Source organism: Trinickia sp. Z7 (assembly GCF_056498045.1).
Genome location: NZ_JAUEQW010000003.1, coordinates 467,597 through 484,559, shown reverse-complemented (window position 1 = coordinate 484,559; position 16,963 = coordinate 467,597). Strand labels below are relative to the sequence as shown.

Here is a 16,963-nt window from a genome sequence, read left to right as displayed (position 1 = left end):
GAATCCAACTGCCGCCCGGCGCGCGCGGCGCAAAGCCGCGCGCGTGCCGCCGTTTAGAAGTTGTACTGCTTGTAGTTCGACTTATCGACGCTGACCCAACCTTGTCCGCGCACGATCACACCCTTGCCGGGACCCTTCGTCACGGTCACCTTCTCGTAGCCGGGCAGGCCGAGGTTCGCGCCGTTTTGCACCGTCTTGCCGTCGAGCAGCATCTTCGCGATCTTGTTCATCGCTTCTCCGGCGAGCTTCGGATCCCAGAAGGCGATGCCGTTGATCGCGCCGCTTTCCAGGAATTTGCCCGCTTCCGTGGGCAGGCCCGTGCCATAGACGCAGACCTTACCGACGAGGCCGGCTTCTTCGACCGCGCGGCCGATACCGAGCACGTCGAGCGAAGACGAGCCCTGGAAGCCCTTGATGTCAGGATGCTTGCGCAGCACTTCCTTCGCCTGCTGGTAGGCGTGCTCGCCGTCGTTGTTGGTCTCGATGTTGGTTTCGACGAGCTGCATCTTCGGATACTTCTTCTTCGCATTGTCGATGCCGCCGTCGGCCCACTGCACTTGCGAGCGGCTGCCGAGCGAGCCGACGAACGTGGCCCATTTGCCGTCCTGATGCATGCAGCTCGCCAGGCGGTCGTTGAGCGCCGCGCCGTAGGCGCTGTTGTCGAACGCTTCGACGTCGACCATCGTGTTCTTCTCGTTGTCGGCCTCGTGCGTCACGACCTTGATGCCGCGGTCCATCGCTTTCTTCAGCGCAGGCTCGAGCGTGGGCGGATCGTACGGGACGACGGCGATCGCACTGACTTTCTTGGCGATCAAGTCTTCGATGATCTTCAATTGCTGCGCCGCATCGGCCTGACCCGGTCCGGTCTGGTAGGTGGTGACGCCGGGGTTGTCCTTGGCGAACTCCTTGACGCCTTCCTCCATTCGATTGAACCAGCTGATGCCGGTCACCTTCACGACCGTGACGATCGTTTGATTGGTCGCCGCCTGCGCGGCGAACACGACGCCCGCGCCGAGCGCGCAAGCCGCGAGCGCGAGGCTCGTTCGTTTCAGCTTCATCTGCAATGTCTCCTTCCCCGCCCCTTGTTTGCGCTGACGGACGCCCGAGGCCAGATGTCCGCCGACTACCGAACCCGCTATTGCGACTTACCGAGACGCCCGATTCAGCGTGCGCCCGATCCGCTTTTACCGCGCTCTCCGCTGTGCGGCTTGTCCGCACGCGCGAGACCGAAAATCGCCCGCAGTTGGCCGCCGTCGGCGAACGCGAGCGAGACGAGCAACAGAAAGCCCCAGGTGCAATCGCCGAAGAACTGCGACACGTTGAGCAGATTGAACAGGCTCGAAAGCAATTGCAGGACCGTGGCGGCGAAGAACACGCACACGATGCGGCCGTAGCCGCCGGCCGGATTGACCCCGCCCATCACCGCGATCAGGATCGCGATCAACAAATACGAATTGCCGTAGTCCCATTTCGCGCTGAGCGTGTGCGAAACGCTCACGAGTCCCGCGAGCGAGGCCAGCACGCCGCACATCGTGTAGGTGGCGATCAGCATGCGCTCCCGGCCTATGCCGGCATAGAACGCCGCGCGCTGGTTCGTGCCCATCAAGTACAGTCTCAGCCCGAACGGCGTGCGCTTTAGCAGCCAGCCGAGGATCAGCACCGCCGCGATGAAGATGCAAAATGAGATCGGTACGTCGAAGACGGTGCCGTTGCCGATGTCCGCGAGCGGTTCGACGTAGTCGACATGCACCGAAGCGCCGTTGCTGAGCGCTACCGCAAACCCGGTGAAAACCAGCTGGGTGCCGAGCGTGGCGAGGATCGGCGTAAGCTTTAGCCGCGCGATGATCAAACCGTTGATCATGCCGCCGACCAAACCCATCGCCACGACGATCGCGCAAAAGAGCGTCGTATAGAGCACCGGCGAATCGTCGCCGCTGACCCACTTGGGCACGACGAGCGCGGCGATCATGGCCGATAGGTTCGCCAGCCCCACGCCCGACAGATCGATGCCGCCGTTGCCCGAAAGCATCGACAGCATGATGCCGAGCGCGAGCAGGCCGACTTCGGGCAGTTGCGAACCCATCGATTGAAGATTGTCGATCGACACGAATTGACCGTGCGAAAGCCACACCGCAACCACCACGACGAGCACGTTGACGCCCAGCAGAAAGTTCAACTGCCGGTCGCCGAACCAACCGGCGAGAACGAACGAGCTTTTCCCTTTCATAAGCGATGCCTTTATTCGTGATGCGTGATGCGATACCCGAGCCGAGGGCGCTTGACGCTCCGTATCGCGGCCGGTGCTGCCGTCATTCATTACTGCAATGTCACGTGCCCGGGTCCTGCCCAGCTATGCCCGCGGCGAGCCTTTCCTGCCGTCGCGCTTTGCGGCGGTTGCCTGCGCGGCCGTCACACGGAAGCAGAGACGGCAGCGCCCGCGCCGATCAGCGCATTGACTTCGCTCAAGCGCGGCATCGACGGCGCCGTGCCCGGTCGTGTAACCGAAATGCCCGCGAGCGCGCAGCCGAAACGCACCGCGGCGAGCGGTGTCTCGCCGCGCGCGAGCGCCGCGGCGAATCCGCCCGTGAAGCCGTCGCCGGCGCCCGCCGTCTCGATCACCGGCCCGCACCGATAGGCCGGCACGAGCTCCGATTGCGCCCGCGAATGCAGCAATGCGCCCGCTTCGCCCAACGTCACGATCACCGCGCGCACGCCTTTGGCAAGGAGCACCTCCGCGGCGCGGCGCGCGTCGTCGGGCGAAGCGATCTCGATGCCCGTGAGCGCGGCCGCTTCGGTCTCGTTCGGCGTAATGTAATCGCACAGCGCAAAGATGTCGTCGGGCAGCGCTAGCGCGGGCGCGGGATTCAAGACCGTCGTCACGCCGTGTTTGCGCGCGAGTTCCAGCCCGCGGCGCGCCGCGGCGACCGGCTGCTCTAGCTGCGTGACGAACACCTGCGCACCCGCGATGTCCGCTTCGATCGCTTCGGCGTCGGCCGGGCCGAGCGTGCCGGCCGCGCCCGCGGCGACGATGATCGCGTTGGAGCCGGTCGCGGCGTCCACGAAGATATGCGCGGCGCCCGTCGCCATGCCTTCGACGACGGTCGCGCGCGCCGTGATGCCTTCGGCCTGCCAGGTCTCGCGGGCGATTGCGCCGAACGCGTCATCGCCCAAACGGGTGCAGAAGAGCACGTCGGCGCCCGAACGAGCGGCCGCGACCGCTTGGTTCGAGCCTTTGCCGCCCGGCCCCATCGCGAACGAGGAACCGGCGATCGTCTCGCCGATCACGGGCATGCGCTCCGCCCGGAATGTGAGATCGGTCACGTAGATCCCTAGGATGACGACGCGCCCGTTCATCGATCAGGCTCCCGGGCGCGCGCCGCCGGCCTCGAGCGGCGCATCGGGGGCGAGCATGACGCCCTTGGTGAAGATGAAGCAGCCGTAGCCGCGCGTTTCGCCCGTGGCGATGACGCAGTACGCTTTGCGCGCTCGCGCATAGAAGGCGTGCCGTTCGATCGACGCGAACGGCACCGCGCGGTTTTCGGCTTGGTCGACTTCACGCTGCGCCTCGCGCTGCACCGTGGGCAGCGCCTGCGGATCGCCCACCACCTCCATGCGCATCGCGGGCGCTTCGACGTACGTGTCGAGGGGCAGCACGGAGAGCACGGCGCGCACGGCGCGCGCCGAATCGACGCCATCCATGCGCAACAGCTTGCCTGTGACGGTTGCCCGCGCAACCGAGTCGGCCGGGAAGTTGGCGTCGCAAATCACGGCTTCATCGCCATGGCCCATCGCGCGCAGCGCATGCAGGATGTCGGCGTTCAAAAGCGGGTCGAGGTTCTTCAGCACAATGTCTCCATGATTCGTTATCGGGCTCCATCGGGCGCCGGCTGCCCCCGCGATCGCATCGCCTCGCTGCGTGGCGCGACAGTCAGTCGCCGTACGGAATCCAAATATTCTTCACTTGCGCCGCTTGACGCAAGAAGGCAAATCCCTCGCTCGTGCGCTCGAACCAGTCGATCCGGCGCCCATAGTCGACGAACGTGCGCTTGAGGTTGCCGACCGATTCACGCTCCACCAAGGCCGAATCGGCCGCCCGGCCGAAGCACCAAAGCGCGTCGACATCGTCGTGTTTAGCGAGCGTGGCGAGCAAGGCCTCGCGCGGGCCCGTCACGATGTTCAGCGCACCGGCGGGCACGTCGGACGTTTCGACGACTTGATAGAGATCGGTCGCGGTCAGCGGCGCAGTCTCGCTCGGCAGCACGACCACACGGTTGCCCAGCGCCAGCGCGGGCGCGACGAGCGAAATGAGCGCCAACAGCGGCGCCTCGTCGGGGCAGGCGATGCCGACGACGCCGAGCGGCTCGTGCATCGCCAGCGCGACGCCGCGCAGCGGCGGGGCGTGGACGGCGCCGTCGAACTTGTCGGCCCAAGCGGCGTACGTAAAGAGCCGTGAGATCGAGGCTTGCACTTCCCGCTGCGCGGCATTCTCATCGCATTCGGTGCGCCGCACTAGTTGGCGCGCGAATTCGTCGGCTCGCGCCGATAGGTTTTCGGCGAGGTAATAGAGCACTTGTGCGCGCGCGTGTGCGCTCATCTGCGACCACTTGCCTGCGCTGCGCGCCGCGGCCACGGCGTCGCGCACGTCCTTGCGGTTGCCGTCGGCCACTTCGCCCACGAGTGCGCCGCTCGGCGCATGGACCGCGCGTACATTGCCGCCATCGGCCCGCGCTTGCTTGCCGCCGATGAACAGCTTTGCGGTCCGGTCGATCGGATCGCTGCCGCCCATGGGCTCGGCCAAGCCGCCGCCCGGCGGCGGCTTGGCGGCGGCCCCAGCCGGTGCTTCGCGCAATGCGCCCTTGCCCCAGCCGATCGGCTTCAAATACTCGTAGGCGCCCTCACGGCCGCCCTCGCGGCCATAGCCTGACTCGCGATAGCCGCCAAAGCCTACGCTCGCGTCGAACAGGTTCGTCGCGTTGACCCAAACGACACCACAGGCCAGTTGCGGCGCAATATCGAGCGCGCGGCCGAGCGTCTCGCTCCACACGCTCGCAGCCAAGCCGTAGCGCGTGTTGTTGGCGAGCGCGACGGCCTCATCGGGCGTGCGAAAGCTCATCGTCGTCAGCACCGGCCCGAAGATCTCCTCCTGAGCGAGCGTGCTCGACGGCGCAACGTTCGTCACCAGCGTAGGCGGGTAGTACGATCCGCCCGCGCCGGGCAACGCGACTTCGCGCGGCTGCCAAACCTCGCACCCTTCCCGTCGCCCGGCTTCGACCAGCGATTCGATGCGCGCCAATTGAACCGGATCGACGATCGCCGCCATGTCGATCGCCTTGTCGAGCGAAGTTCCCACGCGTAGCGTGGCCATGCGCCGCTTGAGCTTCGCGATGAATCGGTCTTCGACGCCTTCCTGCACCAGCAAACGCGAGCCCGCGCAGCACACTTGACCTTGGTTGAACCAGATCGCGTCGACCACTCCTTCGACCGCGCCGTCCAGGTCCGCATCGTCGAACACGATGAACGGCGATTTGCCGCCCAGCTCCAAAGTGAGCGATTTGCCCGAGCCGGCCGTGGCCGCGCGAATGGCGCGGCCGACTTCGGTCGACCCCGTGAAGGCGATCTTGTCGACGCCCGGATGCTCGACGAGCGCCGCGCCCGTGCGGCCATCGCCCGTGACGACGTTGAGCACGCCGTCGGGCAAGCCGGCCTGCTTGGCCAGTTCCGCGAAAAGCAGCGCGGTGAGCGGCGTGTATTCCGCGGGCTTGAGCACGACGCAATTGCCGAGCGCGATCGCGGGCGCGACTTTCCACGCCAGCATGAGCAGGGGAAAATTCCACGGCACGATCTGGCCGATGACGCCGAGCGGCGCCCATCCGGCGAACTCGGTGTCCTGCAGTTGCGCCCAGCCTGCGTGGTGCAGGAAATGCCGCGCGACGAGCGGCACGTCGATGTCGCGGGTTTCGCGAATCGGCTTGCCGTTATCGAGCGCTTCGAGCACGGCGAACAAGCGGCTGTGCCGCTGCACCATGCGCGCGAGTGCGTACAGATGCCGCGCGCGCTGCGCGCCGCCCGCGGCGAGCCAACCCGGCTGCGCCGCGCGCGCTGCCGAGACGGCGGCGTCGATATCGGCCGCGCCGCCCTGCGCGAGTTGGGCCAGCGGCTCGCCCGTGGCCGGTGCATGCACCGCGAAGGTCTCACCCGAGGCGCTCGCACGCCATTGCCCGCCGATGAAATGGTCGAACGCGGCATCGTGCCGGCTCAGCCAGTCGCGAGCCGCTCGGTCGTCCTCGGGGGCGGGTGCGTAATCCATCGTCTCGAAGTATTCGGCAACGCTCATCGTGAATGTGCTCACGCTACAGGGTGACGGTTGAAAGCCGAATAGCGGCCCGTGACGTGGTGCTCCAATTGCCGCTCGATATCGGCGAGCAGGCTCGATGCACCGATGCGCAACAGCGACGGCTCCAGCCAGGGGCGGCCGAGTTCTTCCTTCATCAGCACTTGATAGGCGAGCACCGACTTGGCCGTCGACACGCCGCCCGCCGGTTTGAAGCCGACGCAGGCGCCCGTGCGCTCGCGGAACTCGCGGATCATGCGAGCCATGACGAGCGATACGTCGAGCGTGGCGTTCACGCTCTCTTTACCGGTGGAAGTCTTGATGAAATCGGCGCCGGCCATCATGCAGACCATCGACGCTTTCGCCACGTTGGTGAGCGTCTTGATGTCGCCGGTCGCGAGGATGGCCTTCAAATGCGCTGCGCCACACGCTGCGCGAAAGTCGCGGACTTCGTCGTAGAGCGCGCGCCAGTTGCCCGTTAGAACGTACTCGCGCGTGACGACGATGTCGATTTCGGCCGCGCCGTCCGCCACCGACGCTTCGATCTCTTTGAGCTTGAGCGGATGCGGATTCAGGCCGGCGGGAAAGCCCGTCGATACCGCGGCGACAGGAATACCGGTGCCGCGCAGCGCATCGGCCGCGGCCGCCACGAAGCGGTGATAGACGCAGACGGCCCCCGTCACGATCGCTTCGGGCTCGAGGCCGAGCGCTCGAACGAGTTCGGCGCGCACCGGGCGCCGCGCTTTCGCACAAAGACGCCGCACGCGGCCCTCGGTGTCGTCGCCGCTCAAGGTCGTCAGATCGATGCAGGTGACGGCCTTGAGCAGCCATGCCGCCTGCGCATCTTTTTTGACCGAGCGGCGCGGTGCAAGCGTGGCCGTGCGGCGTTCGACGGCCGCTTGATTGACGCGCAAGCCGTCGATCCAAGCGGCGTCGAACGGCACCCCGCGATTGCGCCCATCGTGGGCCACCGCGAGGCCGTGCGGCAAAACGAGCGAATGCGTCGAAGCGTCGGACATGAGAGGAGGCATTGTGCAATGCACAACACAGCATGGTGATTTACTAGCAACGATCGTAGCCGCATGAAACGATCGTGACAATATGCCGTTACAATTTTATCGTTGGCCCAACTCCTCCGGGCGCTCGGCGCCGATGCCGCGCCGCCGCCGCGTTCGAGTGGCACCGGTCCATGCCCGGCGGTCGCCTCAAAATCATTCGAACGTTCGACCCAGAGAAAGCCTCGTTCCACGACGGCCACGAGCCTTCGTAGCGCTTCGCACGCTGTTACAAAAATCTCTCGCGAATGCGTCGCGCATTACCTACATTGCATGTCCATGCTCTTCGCATTCGCCCAGATCAAGGCACTCGCGCCTCGATCGGAATGCAGTCGTCGATGAAGTCAAACCGCCGCGCTGGCGGTAACCAGCGCCTATGGGACCGGCCGCGTCACGACAGCGCTTGGGTTGGCGCAAGGCATCGCTGACCGAAGGCGTCGCGCGACATGTGCAGTGGACCGTACTTCAACGAGAGGGTCTTCCATGCGACGCCATATCACGCCTCGAATCCGCTTGACGCGCCTCGCCATCGCGGTCCTCGGCCTCACTTCGGCCGCGGCTGCGGCAGCCGCCCCCGTGCGCGTCTCCGGCCCAAGCCCATTCGCCACTTGCGCGATCGGCGGTCCCGGCACGAACTATGTCAATGCCGAAGTCGAACCTTGGGTCGCCGTCAATCCGGCCAATCCGTCGAACGTCATCGGCGCCTGGCAGCAGGACCGCTGGTCCAACGGCGGTGCGCACGGCCTCGTGGCCGGATATTCGTTCGACGGCGGACAAACTTGGCGGCAAACGAATCTTCCGTTCAGCGCTTGCGCAGGCGGGCTCGGTTACGAACGCGCATCCGATCCCTGGGTGTCGATCGGGCCGGACGGCACCGCCTATACCGTGTCGATTTCGTTCAATCAATCGAACAACAGCAACTCGGTGGCCGCGGCCGTATCGAACGACGGCGGGCAGAGTTGGAACAACTTGAGCGTGCTGATTGCCGACAACGAGCCGTCGACGCAATTTTTCAACGACAAGGAATCGGTGACGGCCGACCCGCTCAAGGCCGGTGTCGCCTATGCCGTGTGGGATCGACTCGAAGAACCGAACTCGAACCCATACGCCGATCTGCATGCCCAGGCCTATCGCGGCCCGACGTATTTCTCGAAGACGGTGGACGGCGGCAAAACATGGAGCGCGCCTGCCCAGATCGTCAAAGTGCCGTCGCGTCAGCAGACGATCGGCAATCAGATCGTCGTCAACCGGCAAGACGGCACGCTCTACGACTTCTTCGATTTGATTACGCCGCCGCAACGGCCATCGCCGTACAAAGTCGCGTTCATCAAATCGACCGACGGCGGCGCGACGTGGAGTTCGCCGCGCGTCATCGCGAATTTGGAGACGGTGGATACGGTCGACCCGAATACGGGCGAAGCGCTGCGCACGGGGGACATCATCCCCGAGCCCGCGATCGATCCCGCCACGGGGCAGCTCTATGTGGTCTGGCAGGACGCGCGCTTTAGCGGCGGCAAGTACGACGAGATCGCGCTATCGACGTCGAGCGACGGCGGCAATAGTTGGAGCACGCCGATTCGCGTCAACACGCCGACGGGGAAACTGGCATTCAATCCGTCGGTGCGCGTCAACAGCGCGGGCAAAGTAGCCGTCAGTTACTACGACCTGCGCAATCTCGCCGCGGGCGATACTTCGACGCTACCCACCGACTATTGGATGACGACGTCGGCCGACGGCGGCAAGACCTTCGGCAATGAAACCCATTTGGCGGGCTCGTTCGACTTGAAGACGGCGCCTTACGCCGAGGGATATTTCGTCGGCGACTACGCAGGACTCGAAGCCCGCGGCACTTCGTTCCTGCCGTTCTTCGTGCAAACGAACTCCGGCAACACGGCCAATCCGACCGACGTATTTGCCTCGCCCTAAACCCTGCCTTTCCCGGGCGGCCCGCTATCGCGGCTCGCCCGGCGCTGCCTGCGCCTCCGCGTGCGCGTTCGTGCGCGCGACCCGTTCGACGACATGTAGGAAGTGTTCGAGACCGGGCGTGCGCATGCTCGCCTCTTTGGCCGCATCGTCCCAGCGGCGCAGGCGCACCGCATCCTGTGCGAAGGGCTTTTCGATGAAGGTGCGGACTTGATCATCGTCGAAGATGCCGCCCTGCAGCGCCAGGCTGCGCGTCGAATCGGCGGAAAGGCGTTGCCGATAACCGCCATCGATCGCACATAGATAGCGCTTGGCGTCCACGTGCAAGCGTATCGGCTCCAAGACGCTGTCGGGCAGCCAGGTGCGCAGAAACGGCAACGCGAAGTATTGATGACGATCGTCGATACCGCGTGCGCTCGGCGTCTCGCCTTGCAGGTTCATCAGATGACCGATGTCGTGCAAAAACGCCGCCGCGACCAGCGCATCGGCGGCGCCGGCCGCTTGCGCGAGCGCGCCGCATTGCAGCGCATGCTGCAACTGACTGACCGGCTCACCGCTGTATCCAATAGCGCCGTGCCGCTCGAACAGGAAACGAATATCGCTCGGGTCCAATGCCATCACTCACGCCCACGGCAACGAAAAGGTCTTGAGATTCGTGAAGCTTTTCATCGCTTCTTGCACACCTTCCTTGTAGCCGAGGCCCGAATCCTTGATGCCGCCGAACGGCGTCAATTCGATCCGATACCCGGGCACTTCCCAAACGTTCACCGTTCCCACTCGCAATTCGTCCACGAAACGTGCAATGAGGTCCTGGCGATTGGTGCAAACACCCGATGAGAGCCCGAAGGCGGTACCGTTGGCAAGCGCGATCGCCTCGTCGATCGTGTCGAATACGATGATCGGCGAAACGGGGCCGAACGTTTCGGCGCGCACGAGCGGCATCGACGGATCCACGCGATCGACCACGGTCGGTGCATAGAGCGCGCCGTCACGCCGATGCCCGGCCAAAACGCGCGCGCCCTGCGCCTGCGCCTCGTTCACCCGAGTCTCGAAGGTGCGCGCCGCCTGTTCGTCGATCACGGTTCCCATGCGGTTGGCCTCGTCGAACGGATCGCCGTAGGTCCATGCACGCGTCAATTCCACGACACACTCGGTAAACGGTGCGGCGATGCGTTTATCGACGAGCATGCGTTTGACCGCGGTGCAACGTTGCCCCGAGTTGCGATAGGAACCTTGCACGGCCAACGCGGCCGCCCGTTCCACGTCGGCATCGTCCGCCACGATCAGCGGGTCGTTGCCACCTAGCTCGAGCACGCAGCGCCGGTACCCGGCACGCTCGGCGATCCGCTTGCCGATCGCCACGCCCCCAGTGAACGTCACGAGATCCACGAGCGGGTGTGTGACGAGCCTATCGGCAATTTCGCTGGGCTCGCCCGTGAGCACTTGCAGCATCGGCGGCGGCAGCCCCGCTTCGTACAGGAGATCGGCGAGCCAAAGGGCCGATAACGGCACTTTCTCCGACGGTTTGAGCACGACCCGATTGTTGGTCGCGATCGCCGGCGCGATCTTGTGGGCCACCTGGTTCATCGGATGATTGAACGGCGTGATCGCGACGATGACGCCGGCAAGCGGCTCGCGTTGAGTGAACACGCGGCGCCTTTTGCCGTGGGGCGTCAGATCGCAGGAAAAACTTTGCCCGTCGTCGCGCAGCGCTTCCATCGCGGCGAACTTCATGACATCGGCAACACGCCCGACCTCGTAACGCGAGTCCTCTTTCGAAAGACCCGACTCGAGCGTGATCAAATCGGAGGCCGCTTCGACGCGTTCGCGCAGCAATGCGGCGGCGCGCTCGAGAATCTGCGCACGCTCGAAGCGCGACAACGTCGAACGAAAAGCGGCCGCGTACTGGAGTGCGGCTTCGACATCGTCGATGCTAGCGAGCGGCACCGTGCCCACACGCAAGCCCGTGTACGGATCGAATACATCGCACGTGCGCGCGCGAAACGCCCGCTTGCCCGCCAGGCGCAGCGCCTCGGCGCGAAACCGCTCGTGATCGCGGACCGCTTGGGAGGCGACGGCGCTCATGCTCGCCTCGCATGGTTCAACGCGATGTCGAATACGTCGAAGTTGCGCAGGCGGCGCCCCCCGTAGAGCGCGTCGACCCGGTCGATGCGGCGATTGAACACGAGCGGCACGGTCTGCTCCGAAAGCCCCCCGTGCGAGCGCAGCGGCACGGTCAAGCCGGAGAGATCGTGAGCCGCGCGGCGCGACCCGATGGCGACATCGCGGCGCGAGACGACGACGATGTCGCCGATGCGTTCGGGCATCAACTCGAAGCGCGCGCAGGCGCGTGCGTTGTCGAGCACGAGTTCGATGCCTTCGATCTGGGCGATGCGCTCGATGATGGCTCCGACCTGCGCCGCATCCGCCAAATGCACGGTCGCGAACGAGCCCAAGGCGCCGTGGTGCACGACATAGGGATCGGTGATCGGCAGCACCACGCGCGCGGCTCGTGCCCCGAGCCACTCGTCCAGCACGTCTTGCAGGTAGACGACGTTGGGCTCGCCCGTCTTCGGATCGTGCTTGGCGTTCATGCCGTGGTCGGCGGTGAGGCCGATGGTCCAACCGAGTGCATCGAGTCGAGCCAAATAACCGTCCATCATCGCGTAGAAAGCATTCGCGCCGCTGCTCCCCGGCGGGCATTTGTGCTGCACGTAGTCGGTCGTCGACAAGTACATCAAGTCGGCATCGCCGCGCTCGGCCAAGCGCACGCCCGCCGCAAGAACGAACTCCGACAACGACGCGCTATAGACATCGGGCAGTGCCAAGCCCGTCAGCCCCAGCGCATCGTCGATGCCGTTTTCGGCGAAGGTCGCCGCATCGGCCTTCTCGGCGGAGAAGCAAATGCCCTGCAGCCCCCAGCCCAGCAAGCGCCTGAGCTTGTCTTTGGCCGTCACCACGGCCACGCGCGCGCCGGCTTGGGCCGCTGCCGCGAGCAGCGTGCCCGCTCGCAAGTAGGCGGGATCGTTCATCATCACTTCGGCGCCTTGGCCGTCGTTCGCGTGCGGGTCCCAAAAGTAGTTGCCGCAGATGCCATGCACCGACGGCGGCGCGCCGCAGACGATCGACAGGTTGTTCGGATTCGTAAACGACGGCATGACACAGTCGGCGCGCGCCGCCGTGGCAGCGCCACCGTGCAAGAGGCGCGCGATGAAGGGCGCGACGCCCGCGCGCGCCGCCGCTTCCAAATAGTCGAACTCGCAACCGTCGATGCAGACGACGGCAACCGGCGTGCGCGCCAATCCGGTCAGATCGTAGCTGCGCCCGTTGACTTCGACGATCCGCCCGTCGTTCCGTGCTTCGTTGATTTGCTCCATGTTGCCTCTATTGCAATTTATCAATCGCTTTGCCACATTTTGCCACATTTCGAAACGAGCATGGGCGACCTCGAATCGCGATCCGAAAACCGCCGTTTCATCCGAGAGATCATCGACCACATGGCCTCGGAGCCAATTACCCATAGGGGTCGTACGCGGCGCCGCTCGAGTCGCGCACGGCGGCGCTGCCGTTTGAACGCCCGCGGTTTCGCCCGGCTACCGGCTACCGGCTAATGGCGAAGATGGCGCCAACGACACGCCACGCGTTGCATCACATCGAATGGCGCTTCGGCGCCCGCGCCGCGATCAGCGACAGCGCCGCCAGCGACACGACGAGTAAGATCAGCGAGAGCGCGGAGGCCGGCAGGTAATAGCCGCGCTCGACCTGACCGACGACGACGATCGGCACGGTCGCGAAGCCGGGCGGGTAGACCGTGAGCGTGGCGCCAAGCTCGCCGAGCGACAGCGCGAAGCCCAGCGCGAGGCTCGCCCGTATCGCGGGCACGAGTTGCGGCAGCACGACGCGCCGCAGCACCATCGCGGGCGACGCACCCAGGCTCGCGGCCGCTTCGCGCAGCACCGTCAACTCGGGACGCAGCGCGGCGGCCGCGCATCGATAACTGAACGGCAGCACGAGCGCAAGTTGCACCAGCACGACGATGGCCGGCGAACTCGATAAATCGAGCGGAGCCTTGTGATATGCGATCAACACACCGAGGCCGAGGACGACGCTCGGCACACCGTTGGGCATCATCGTCACCATGTCGACGAGCGCGCCGAGGCCTCGCCGCGTCCGCCCTTCCAGCGCAAGCGCAAGCCAAAGCCCGAGCGCCGTGCCGAGCAGCGCCACGGCAAAGCCCATTTCGAGACTGGCCGTGACGGCGTCGAAATCGCTCGAACCGAGCCGTTCGAACCAGCGCGTGCTGAAGCCGTCGGGCAGGATCGTGCCCGACCAATGCGTGGCGACGCTCGATAGCGCCACCACCGCGACCGGCAGCACGAACAGCCACACGCACAGCAGCGCCGCAGCCAGCGTGATCACCCACCCCGCGATCCGCACGACAATGCCGCGCGATGCACGGGGCATTGCCGTTGCACGCGCATGCGCGCGCGCTTCCAAGTTCGCCGCCATCATTTCGCTCCCATCGCCTGCCGGCGATCGACGCTGCGATACAGCGCGTAAAGGGAAAGAGACATCGCCAGCATGACGACGGCCCCCGCGGCCGCCGTGGGCAGGTCCAGATCGACGGTGGCGGCGCTATAGATGGCAACGGGCAGCGTCACGAGATGAGCGCTGCCGAGCACGAGCAGGATGCCGAACTCGTTGAGCGTGAGCAGAATGCACAAGATCGTGCCGGCGGCGATACCGGGCCATGCGAGCGGCGCCACGACGCGCAGCGCGACCATGACGCCGTTCGCGCCTAGACTGCGCGCTGCTTCGACGAGGCGCATGTCGATCGTCGCGAACGAAGCGAGCGTCGGGCGCACGACGAACGGCGCGTAAAAGACGACTTCGGCGAGCACGATTCCGCCCACACCGAACAAGAAATCGAGCGGCGGTGCGCTCGAGTGAAACAACCGCTGTAACGCGATGCTGATCGATCCTTGAGAGCCGTAAAGAAAGATCAGCGTGAACGCGACCAGAAACGAGGGAAAGGCGACGAACAGTTCGAGAAAGCGCGTGATGAGCGCCGCGCCGGGGAACGGCCTGAAGAACAGCAAAGCCGCCAGTGCGACGCCGAGCGCGGACGCGATGGCGGCGCTCGCGAAGACGATCGCGATCGTCGTGCCGACCACCCCTGCCGTGTCGGGGTTCGAGAAGAACGCCGTGTAGGCGTTCAGGCCGAACGCTCCGTGGGGGCCGGTCAAGCTCAACAAGATCAGACGCGTCAGCGGATAGATCACGAGCGGGCCGAGAACGATGACTGCGACCAACAACCCATGCAAGGACGCAAGGCGATTGCGGCGCGCGCCGGCATGAGCGTGGGCTGCGGCATGGCCGTGCGCGGGTATCGGCGCCGCTTGCGCCGCCACGCCGAGCGTTGCGGCGGCGGTGTCAAGGTGCGACGAGGATGACATGATCGGCCTCATAGCTGAGCGACACGCGCGCCCCCTTCTCAGGTGTCATACCGTGTCCGCGCGCGGTGGTGACGAGCACGGGCATCTCGGGCGCCGCGTCGAGCACGACCGATACCGATAGGACCGGGCCATACCAGTCGACCGTGGCAATCGTCCCGTGCAGATGTCCTTGTCCCAGCGGCGCGAGATGCAGCCTTTCGGGCCGCAAACAGGCGAGCCGATCGCGTTCGCCATGACGCGCATCGCCGATGGGAAACACCACGCGCGGCGGCAGCAAGTTCGCCACCCCGAGGTAACGCGCGACGAAGGCGTCGATCGGCGCGTCGTAGAGCGCTTGCGGCGTGCCGATTTGCGCGATGCGGCCGTCGCGCATCAACAGTGTGCGATCCGACAATACGAGCGCGTCGTCTTGATCGTGGGTGACGCAGACGATCGTGAGGTTCGGCAACCGCTCATGCAGCGCCTTCAACTCCGACCGCACGGATGCGCGCAAATTGGCGTCGAGCGCAGACAGGGGCTCGTCGAGCAACAGCACGTCCGGCTCGATCACGAGCGCACGCGCCAGCGCCACGCGCTGCTGCATGCCGCCCGAGAGTTGGGCGGGCATGACATGGCCCGCATCGGCGAGTTGCACGAGCTTGAGCGCATCGGCCACCCGCCGCGCGATATCGGCTGCGCTCGCACGCCGCGCGCGCAGGCCGAAGGCGACGTTCTCGAACACGCTCAAGTGCGGAAACAACGCATAGTTCTGAAACAGCAGGCCCAGATTGCGCCGATGCGCGCGCTCGTGCGTGAGATCGCGGCCCGCCACGAGCAAGCGCCCGGCGACCCAGTCGGCTTTGACGAATCCGGCAATGAAACGGAGCAACGTGGTCTTGCCGCAGCCGCTGCGCCCGAGCACCGTCAAGAATTCCCCGCGCCCGATCGACAGCGACAAATCGTCGAGCACCGTGCGTGCGCCGAAGCGCACGCTCAAGCGCTCGATTTCGACGCCTTGCGCCTGCGCGCGAAGTGTCGGCTCGTGCGCAGGCGCCGCGGCGCGCGCGCCCTGTAACACCAGTCCTGCCGTATTCACCGGGCTCGCCCTCCGTCGGCGTTCGATCGCTTACTGCTTAGGCTTGACGACGTCCGTCTGCTTGCCCGAGTTGCCGATCACATCGTTCTTCCAGCGCGCCGTCCAGTCGGCTTTCTTCGCCATCACGGCAGTCCAATCGACGGGAATGAGCTTCACGCCCGCGATCGCCTGCTTGACCGCCTCGCCGTTCTTGCCCGCGAGCTTGACGTCCGTGCGTCCCGGGATGCCGAAGATGTCGGGCACCTTGGCTTGCACCTGAGCCGACATCAGATAGTCGATCAGCTTCTTGCCTTCGGCTTGATTCGGACCGTTCTTGACGAGCCCGATCGCGTACGGCAGTTGAAACGTCGTGGGCCGGCCACCGGCCTTGTCCGTGAGGAAGATCGGCTTGAGCGTCAACCCGCCGTTGGCTGCGTCGTCCAAATCCATTTGCAAATCGCCGTTGGCCACCGCGATCTCGTTGCGCGAGAGCAGCACGTCGAGGTAACCGGTGCCCTTCGTATGAAACTTCGCGCTTTGTTCGAGCTTCTTGAGGTAGTCGAACGCCTTGTCTTCGCCCATGAGCGAGGTCGTCAGAATGATGACGGCCATGCCGTCGCCGGCCGTCGCCGGATTGGAGTACGCGATCTTGCCGCTGTAATCGGGGTGCAGCAGATCGTCGAACGTCTTTGGCTGGTTCTTGACGACATCCGGATTGATCGCGAACGAGAAGTAGTTGTTGACGAAGGTCGCCCACGCATCGTTGCTCGCCTTGGCGATCGCGGGGACGTTCTTGTACTGCACGCTCGAATACGACTGCAGCACGCCGTTTTGATCGGCCTGCTGAATGAACGGCGGCAGCGTGACGATGACGTCGGCCTTCGGCGAATCCTTTTCGATGGTCGCGCGGTTCACGACTTCGCCACTGCCCGCCGTGACGATATTGACCTTCACGCCCTCCTGCTTCTCGAAGGCGGGCAGCACATCCTTGTACAGATTCTCGAGGCCGTCGGCCGTGTACAGCACGACCGCGCCGGCGGCGTGGGCCGGCAAAGCGAGCGTTTCGAACAAAGCGGCCGCGGCCATCGCCGCGAGCAGGCGGCCTAGGCGGCCCTGGATGCGGGCGCTATGGCTCCGTGTCATG

At 65.4% G+C, this 16,963-nt stretch carries 14 protein-coding genes; 1 reads left to right on the top strand and 13 read right to left on the bottom strand.

Going from position 1 to position 16,963, the window contains the following annotated elements; genetic code table 11:
* Positions 1 to 53: 53 nt before the first annotated feature.
* The 6 genes from QQS38_RS08685 to deoC all read right to left on the bottom strand — a co-directional run bounded on the left by QQS38_RS08685 (position 54) and on the right by deoC (position 7,350).
* Positions 54 to 1,058, bottom strand: coding sequence for a substrate-binding domain-containing protein (locus QQS38_RS08685; RefSeq protein ID WP_479644956.1), 1,005 nt, complete (start codon positions 1,056 to 1,058; stop codon positions 54 to 56).
* A gap of 104 nt (positions 1,059 to 1,162) precedes the next feature.
* The gene (locus QQS38_RS08680) at positions 1,163 to 2,227 is read right to left on the bottom strand and encodes an ABC transporter permease (RefSeq protein ID WP_479644955.1); all 1,065 of its coding nucleotides are present in this window, start codon (positions 2,225 to 2,227) and stop codon (positions 1,163 to 1,165) included.
* Between the two features lie 182 nt (positions 2,228 to 2,409).
* Complete coding sequence (gene rbsK / locus QQS38_RS08675; RefSeq protein WP_479644954.1) at positions 2,410 to 3,354, bottom strand: ribokinase; 945 nt, start codon at positions 3,352 to 3,354, stop codon at positions 2,410 to 2,412.
* A 3-nt stretch (positions 3,355 to 3,357) separates the two neighbouring features.
* Positions 3,358 to 3,846 (bottom strand): RbsD/FucU family protein, encoded by a 489-nt coding sequence (locus QQS38_RS08670; RefSeq protein WP_479644953.1) that lies wholly within the window; start codon positions 3,844 to 3,846, stop codon positions 3,358 to 3,360.
* 82 nt (positions 3,847 to 3,928) lie between these two features.
* Complete coding sequence (locus tag QQS38_RS08665) at positions 3,929 to 6,334, bottom strand: aldehyde dehydrogenase family protein (RefSeq protein ID WP_479644952.1); 2,406 nt, start codon at positions 6,332 to 6,334, stop codon at positions 3,929 to 3,931.
* Between the two features lie 11 nt (positions 6,335 to 6,345).
* Positions 6,346 to 7,350, bottom strand: coding sequence for a deoxyribose-phosphate aldolase (gene deoC, locus QQS38_RS08660; RefSeq protein WP_479644951.1), 1,005 nt, complete (start codon positions 7,348 to 7,350; stop codon positions 6,346 to 6,348).
* Positions 7,351 to 7,869: 519 nt separating this feature from the next.
* Here deoC and QQS38_RS08655 point away from each other — a divergent pair.
* Positions 7,870 to 9,312 carry a sialidase family protein gene (locus QQS38_RS08655; protein ID WP_479644950.1) on the top strand — a complete coding sequence of 481 codons (1,443 nt, stop codon included), beginning with the start codon at positions 7,870 to 7,872 and terminating at the stop codon, positions 9,310 to 9,312.
* Between the two features lie 24 nt (positions 9,313 to 9,336).
* Here QQS38_RS08655 and QQS38_RS08650 read toward each other — a convergent pair whose 3' ends face one another.
* The 7 genes from QQS38_RS08650 to phnS all read right to left on the bottom strand — a co-directional run bounded on the left by QQS38_RS08650 (position 9,337) and on the right by phnS (position 16,962).
* Positions 9,337 to 9,927: a phosphonate degradation HD-domain oxygenase gene (locus QQS38_RS08650; RefSeq protein ID WP_479644949.1), complete on the bottom strand. Its 591-nt coding sequence runs from the start codon at positions 9,925 to 9,927 to the stop codon at positions 9,337 to 9,339.
* Between the two features lie 3 nt (positions 9,928 to 9,930).
* Positions 9,931 to 11,394, bottom strand: coding sequence for a phosphonoacetaldehyde dehydrogenase (gene phnY / locus QQS38_RS08645; protein WP_479644948.1), 1,464 nt, complete (start codon positions 11,392 to 11,394; stop codon positions 9,931 to 9,933).
* Positions 11,391 to 12,686: a phosphonoacetate hydrolase gene (gene phnA / locus QQS38_RS08640; protein ID WP_479644947.1), complete on the bottom strand. Its 1,296-nt coding sequence runs from the start codon at positions 12,684 to 12,686 to the stop codon at positions 11,391 to 11,393. Before phnA ends, phnY begins: the two co-directional genes overlap by 4 nt.
* A 271-nt stretch (positions 12,687 to 12,957) precedes the next feature.
* Positions 12,958 to 13,773 carry a 2-aminoethylphosphonate ABC transport system, membrane component PhnV gene (gene phnV / locus QQS38_RS08635; protein ID WP_479645002.1) on the bottom strand — a complete coding sequence of 272 codons (816 nt, stop codon included), beginning with the start codon at positions 13,771 to 13,773 and terminating at the stop codon, positions 12,958 to 12,960.
* Between the two features lie 44 nt (positions 13,774 to 13,817).
* Positions 13,818 to 14,765, bottom strand: coding sequence for a 2-aminoethylphosphonate ABC transporter permease subunit (phnU, locus tag QQS38_RS08630; RefSeq protein ID WP_479644946.1), 948 nt, complete (start codon positions 14,763 to 14,765; stop codon positions 13,818 to 13,820).
* On the bottom strand, positions 14,743 to 15,840 hold the full coding sequence (locus QQS38_RS08625) for an ATP-binding cassette domain-containing protein (protein WP_479644945.1): 1,098 nt from the start codon (positions 15,838 to 15,840) through the stop codon (positions 14,743 to 14,745). Before QQS38_RS08625 ends, phnU begins: the two co-directional genes overlap by 23 nt.
* Before the next feature lie 30 nt (positions 15,841 to 15,870).
* Positions 15,871 to 16,962 (bottom strand): 2-aminoethylphosphonate ABC transporter substrate-binding protein, encoded by a 1,092-nt coding sequence (gene phnS / locus QQS38_RS08620; protein ID WP_479644944.1) that lies wholly within the window; start codon positions 16,960 to 16,962, stop codon positions 15,871 to 15,873.
* Between the last annotated feature and the right edge of the window lies 1 nt (position 16,963).

Excerpts from the sequence above, each read along its gene's own strand:
- QQS38_RS08685 (WP_479644956.1), bottom strand. The coding sequence starts at position 1,058 with ATGAAGCTGAAACGAACGAGCCTCGCGCTCGCGGCTTGCGCGCTCGGC.
- QQS38_RS08680 (WP_479644955.1), bottom strand. The coding sequence starts at position 2,227 with ATGAAAGGGAAAAGCTCGTTCGTTCTCGCCGGTTGGTTCGGCGACCGG.
- rbsK (WP_479644954.1), bottom strand. The coding sequence starts at position 3,354 with ATGAACGGGCGCGTCGTCATCCTAGGGATCTACGTGACCGATCTCACA.
- QQS38_RS08665 (WP_479644952.1), bottom strand. The coding sequence starts at position 6,334 with ATGAGCGTTGCCGAATACTTCGAGACGATGGATTACGCACCCGCCCCC.
- deoC (WP_479644951.1), bottom strand. The coding sequence starts at position 7,350 with ATGTCCGACGCTTCGACGCATTCGCTCGTTTTGCCGCACGGCCTCGCG.
- QQS38_RS08655 (WP_479644950.1), top strand. The coding sequence starts at position 7,870 with ATGCGACGCCATATCACGCCTCGAATCCGCTTGACGCGCCTCGCCATC.
- QQS38_RS08650 (WP_479644949.1), bottom strand. The coding sequence starts at position 9,927 with ATGGCATTGGACCCGAGCGATATTCGTTTCCTGTTCGAGCGGCACGGC.
- phnY (WP_479644948.1), bottom strand. The coding sequence starts at position 11,394 with ATGAGCGCCGTCGCCTCCCAAGCGGTCCGCGATCACGAGCGGTTTCGC.
- phnA (WP_479644947.1), bottom strand. The coding sequence starts at position 12,686 with ATGGAGCAAATCAACGAAGCACGGAACGACGGGCGGATCGTCGAAGTC.
- phnV (WP_479645002.1), bottom strand. The coding sequence starts at position 13,773 with ATGCCCCGTGCATCGCGCGGCATTGTCGTGCGGATCGCGGGGTGGGTG.
- phnU (WP_479644946.1), bottom strand. The coding sequence starts at position 14,765 with ATGTCATCCTCGTCGCACCTTGACACCGCCGCCGCAACGCTCGGCGTG.
- phnS (WP_479644944.1), bottom strand. The coding sequence starts at position 16,962 with ATGACACGGAGCCATAGCGCCCGCATCCAGGGCCGCCTAGGCCGCCTG.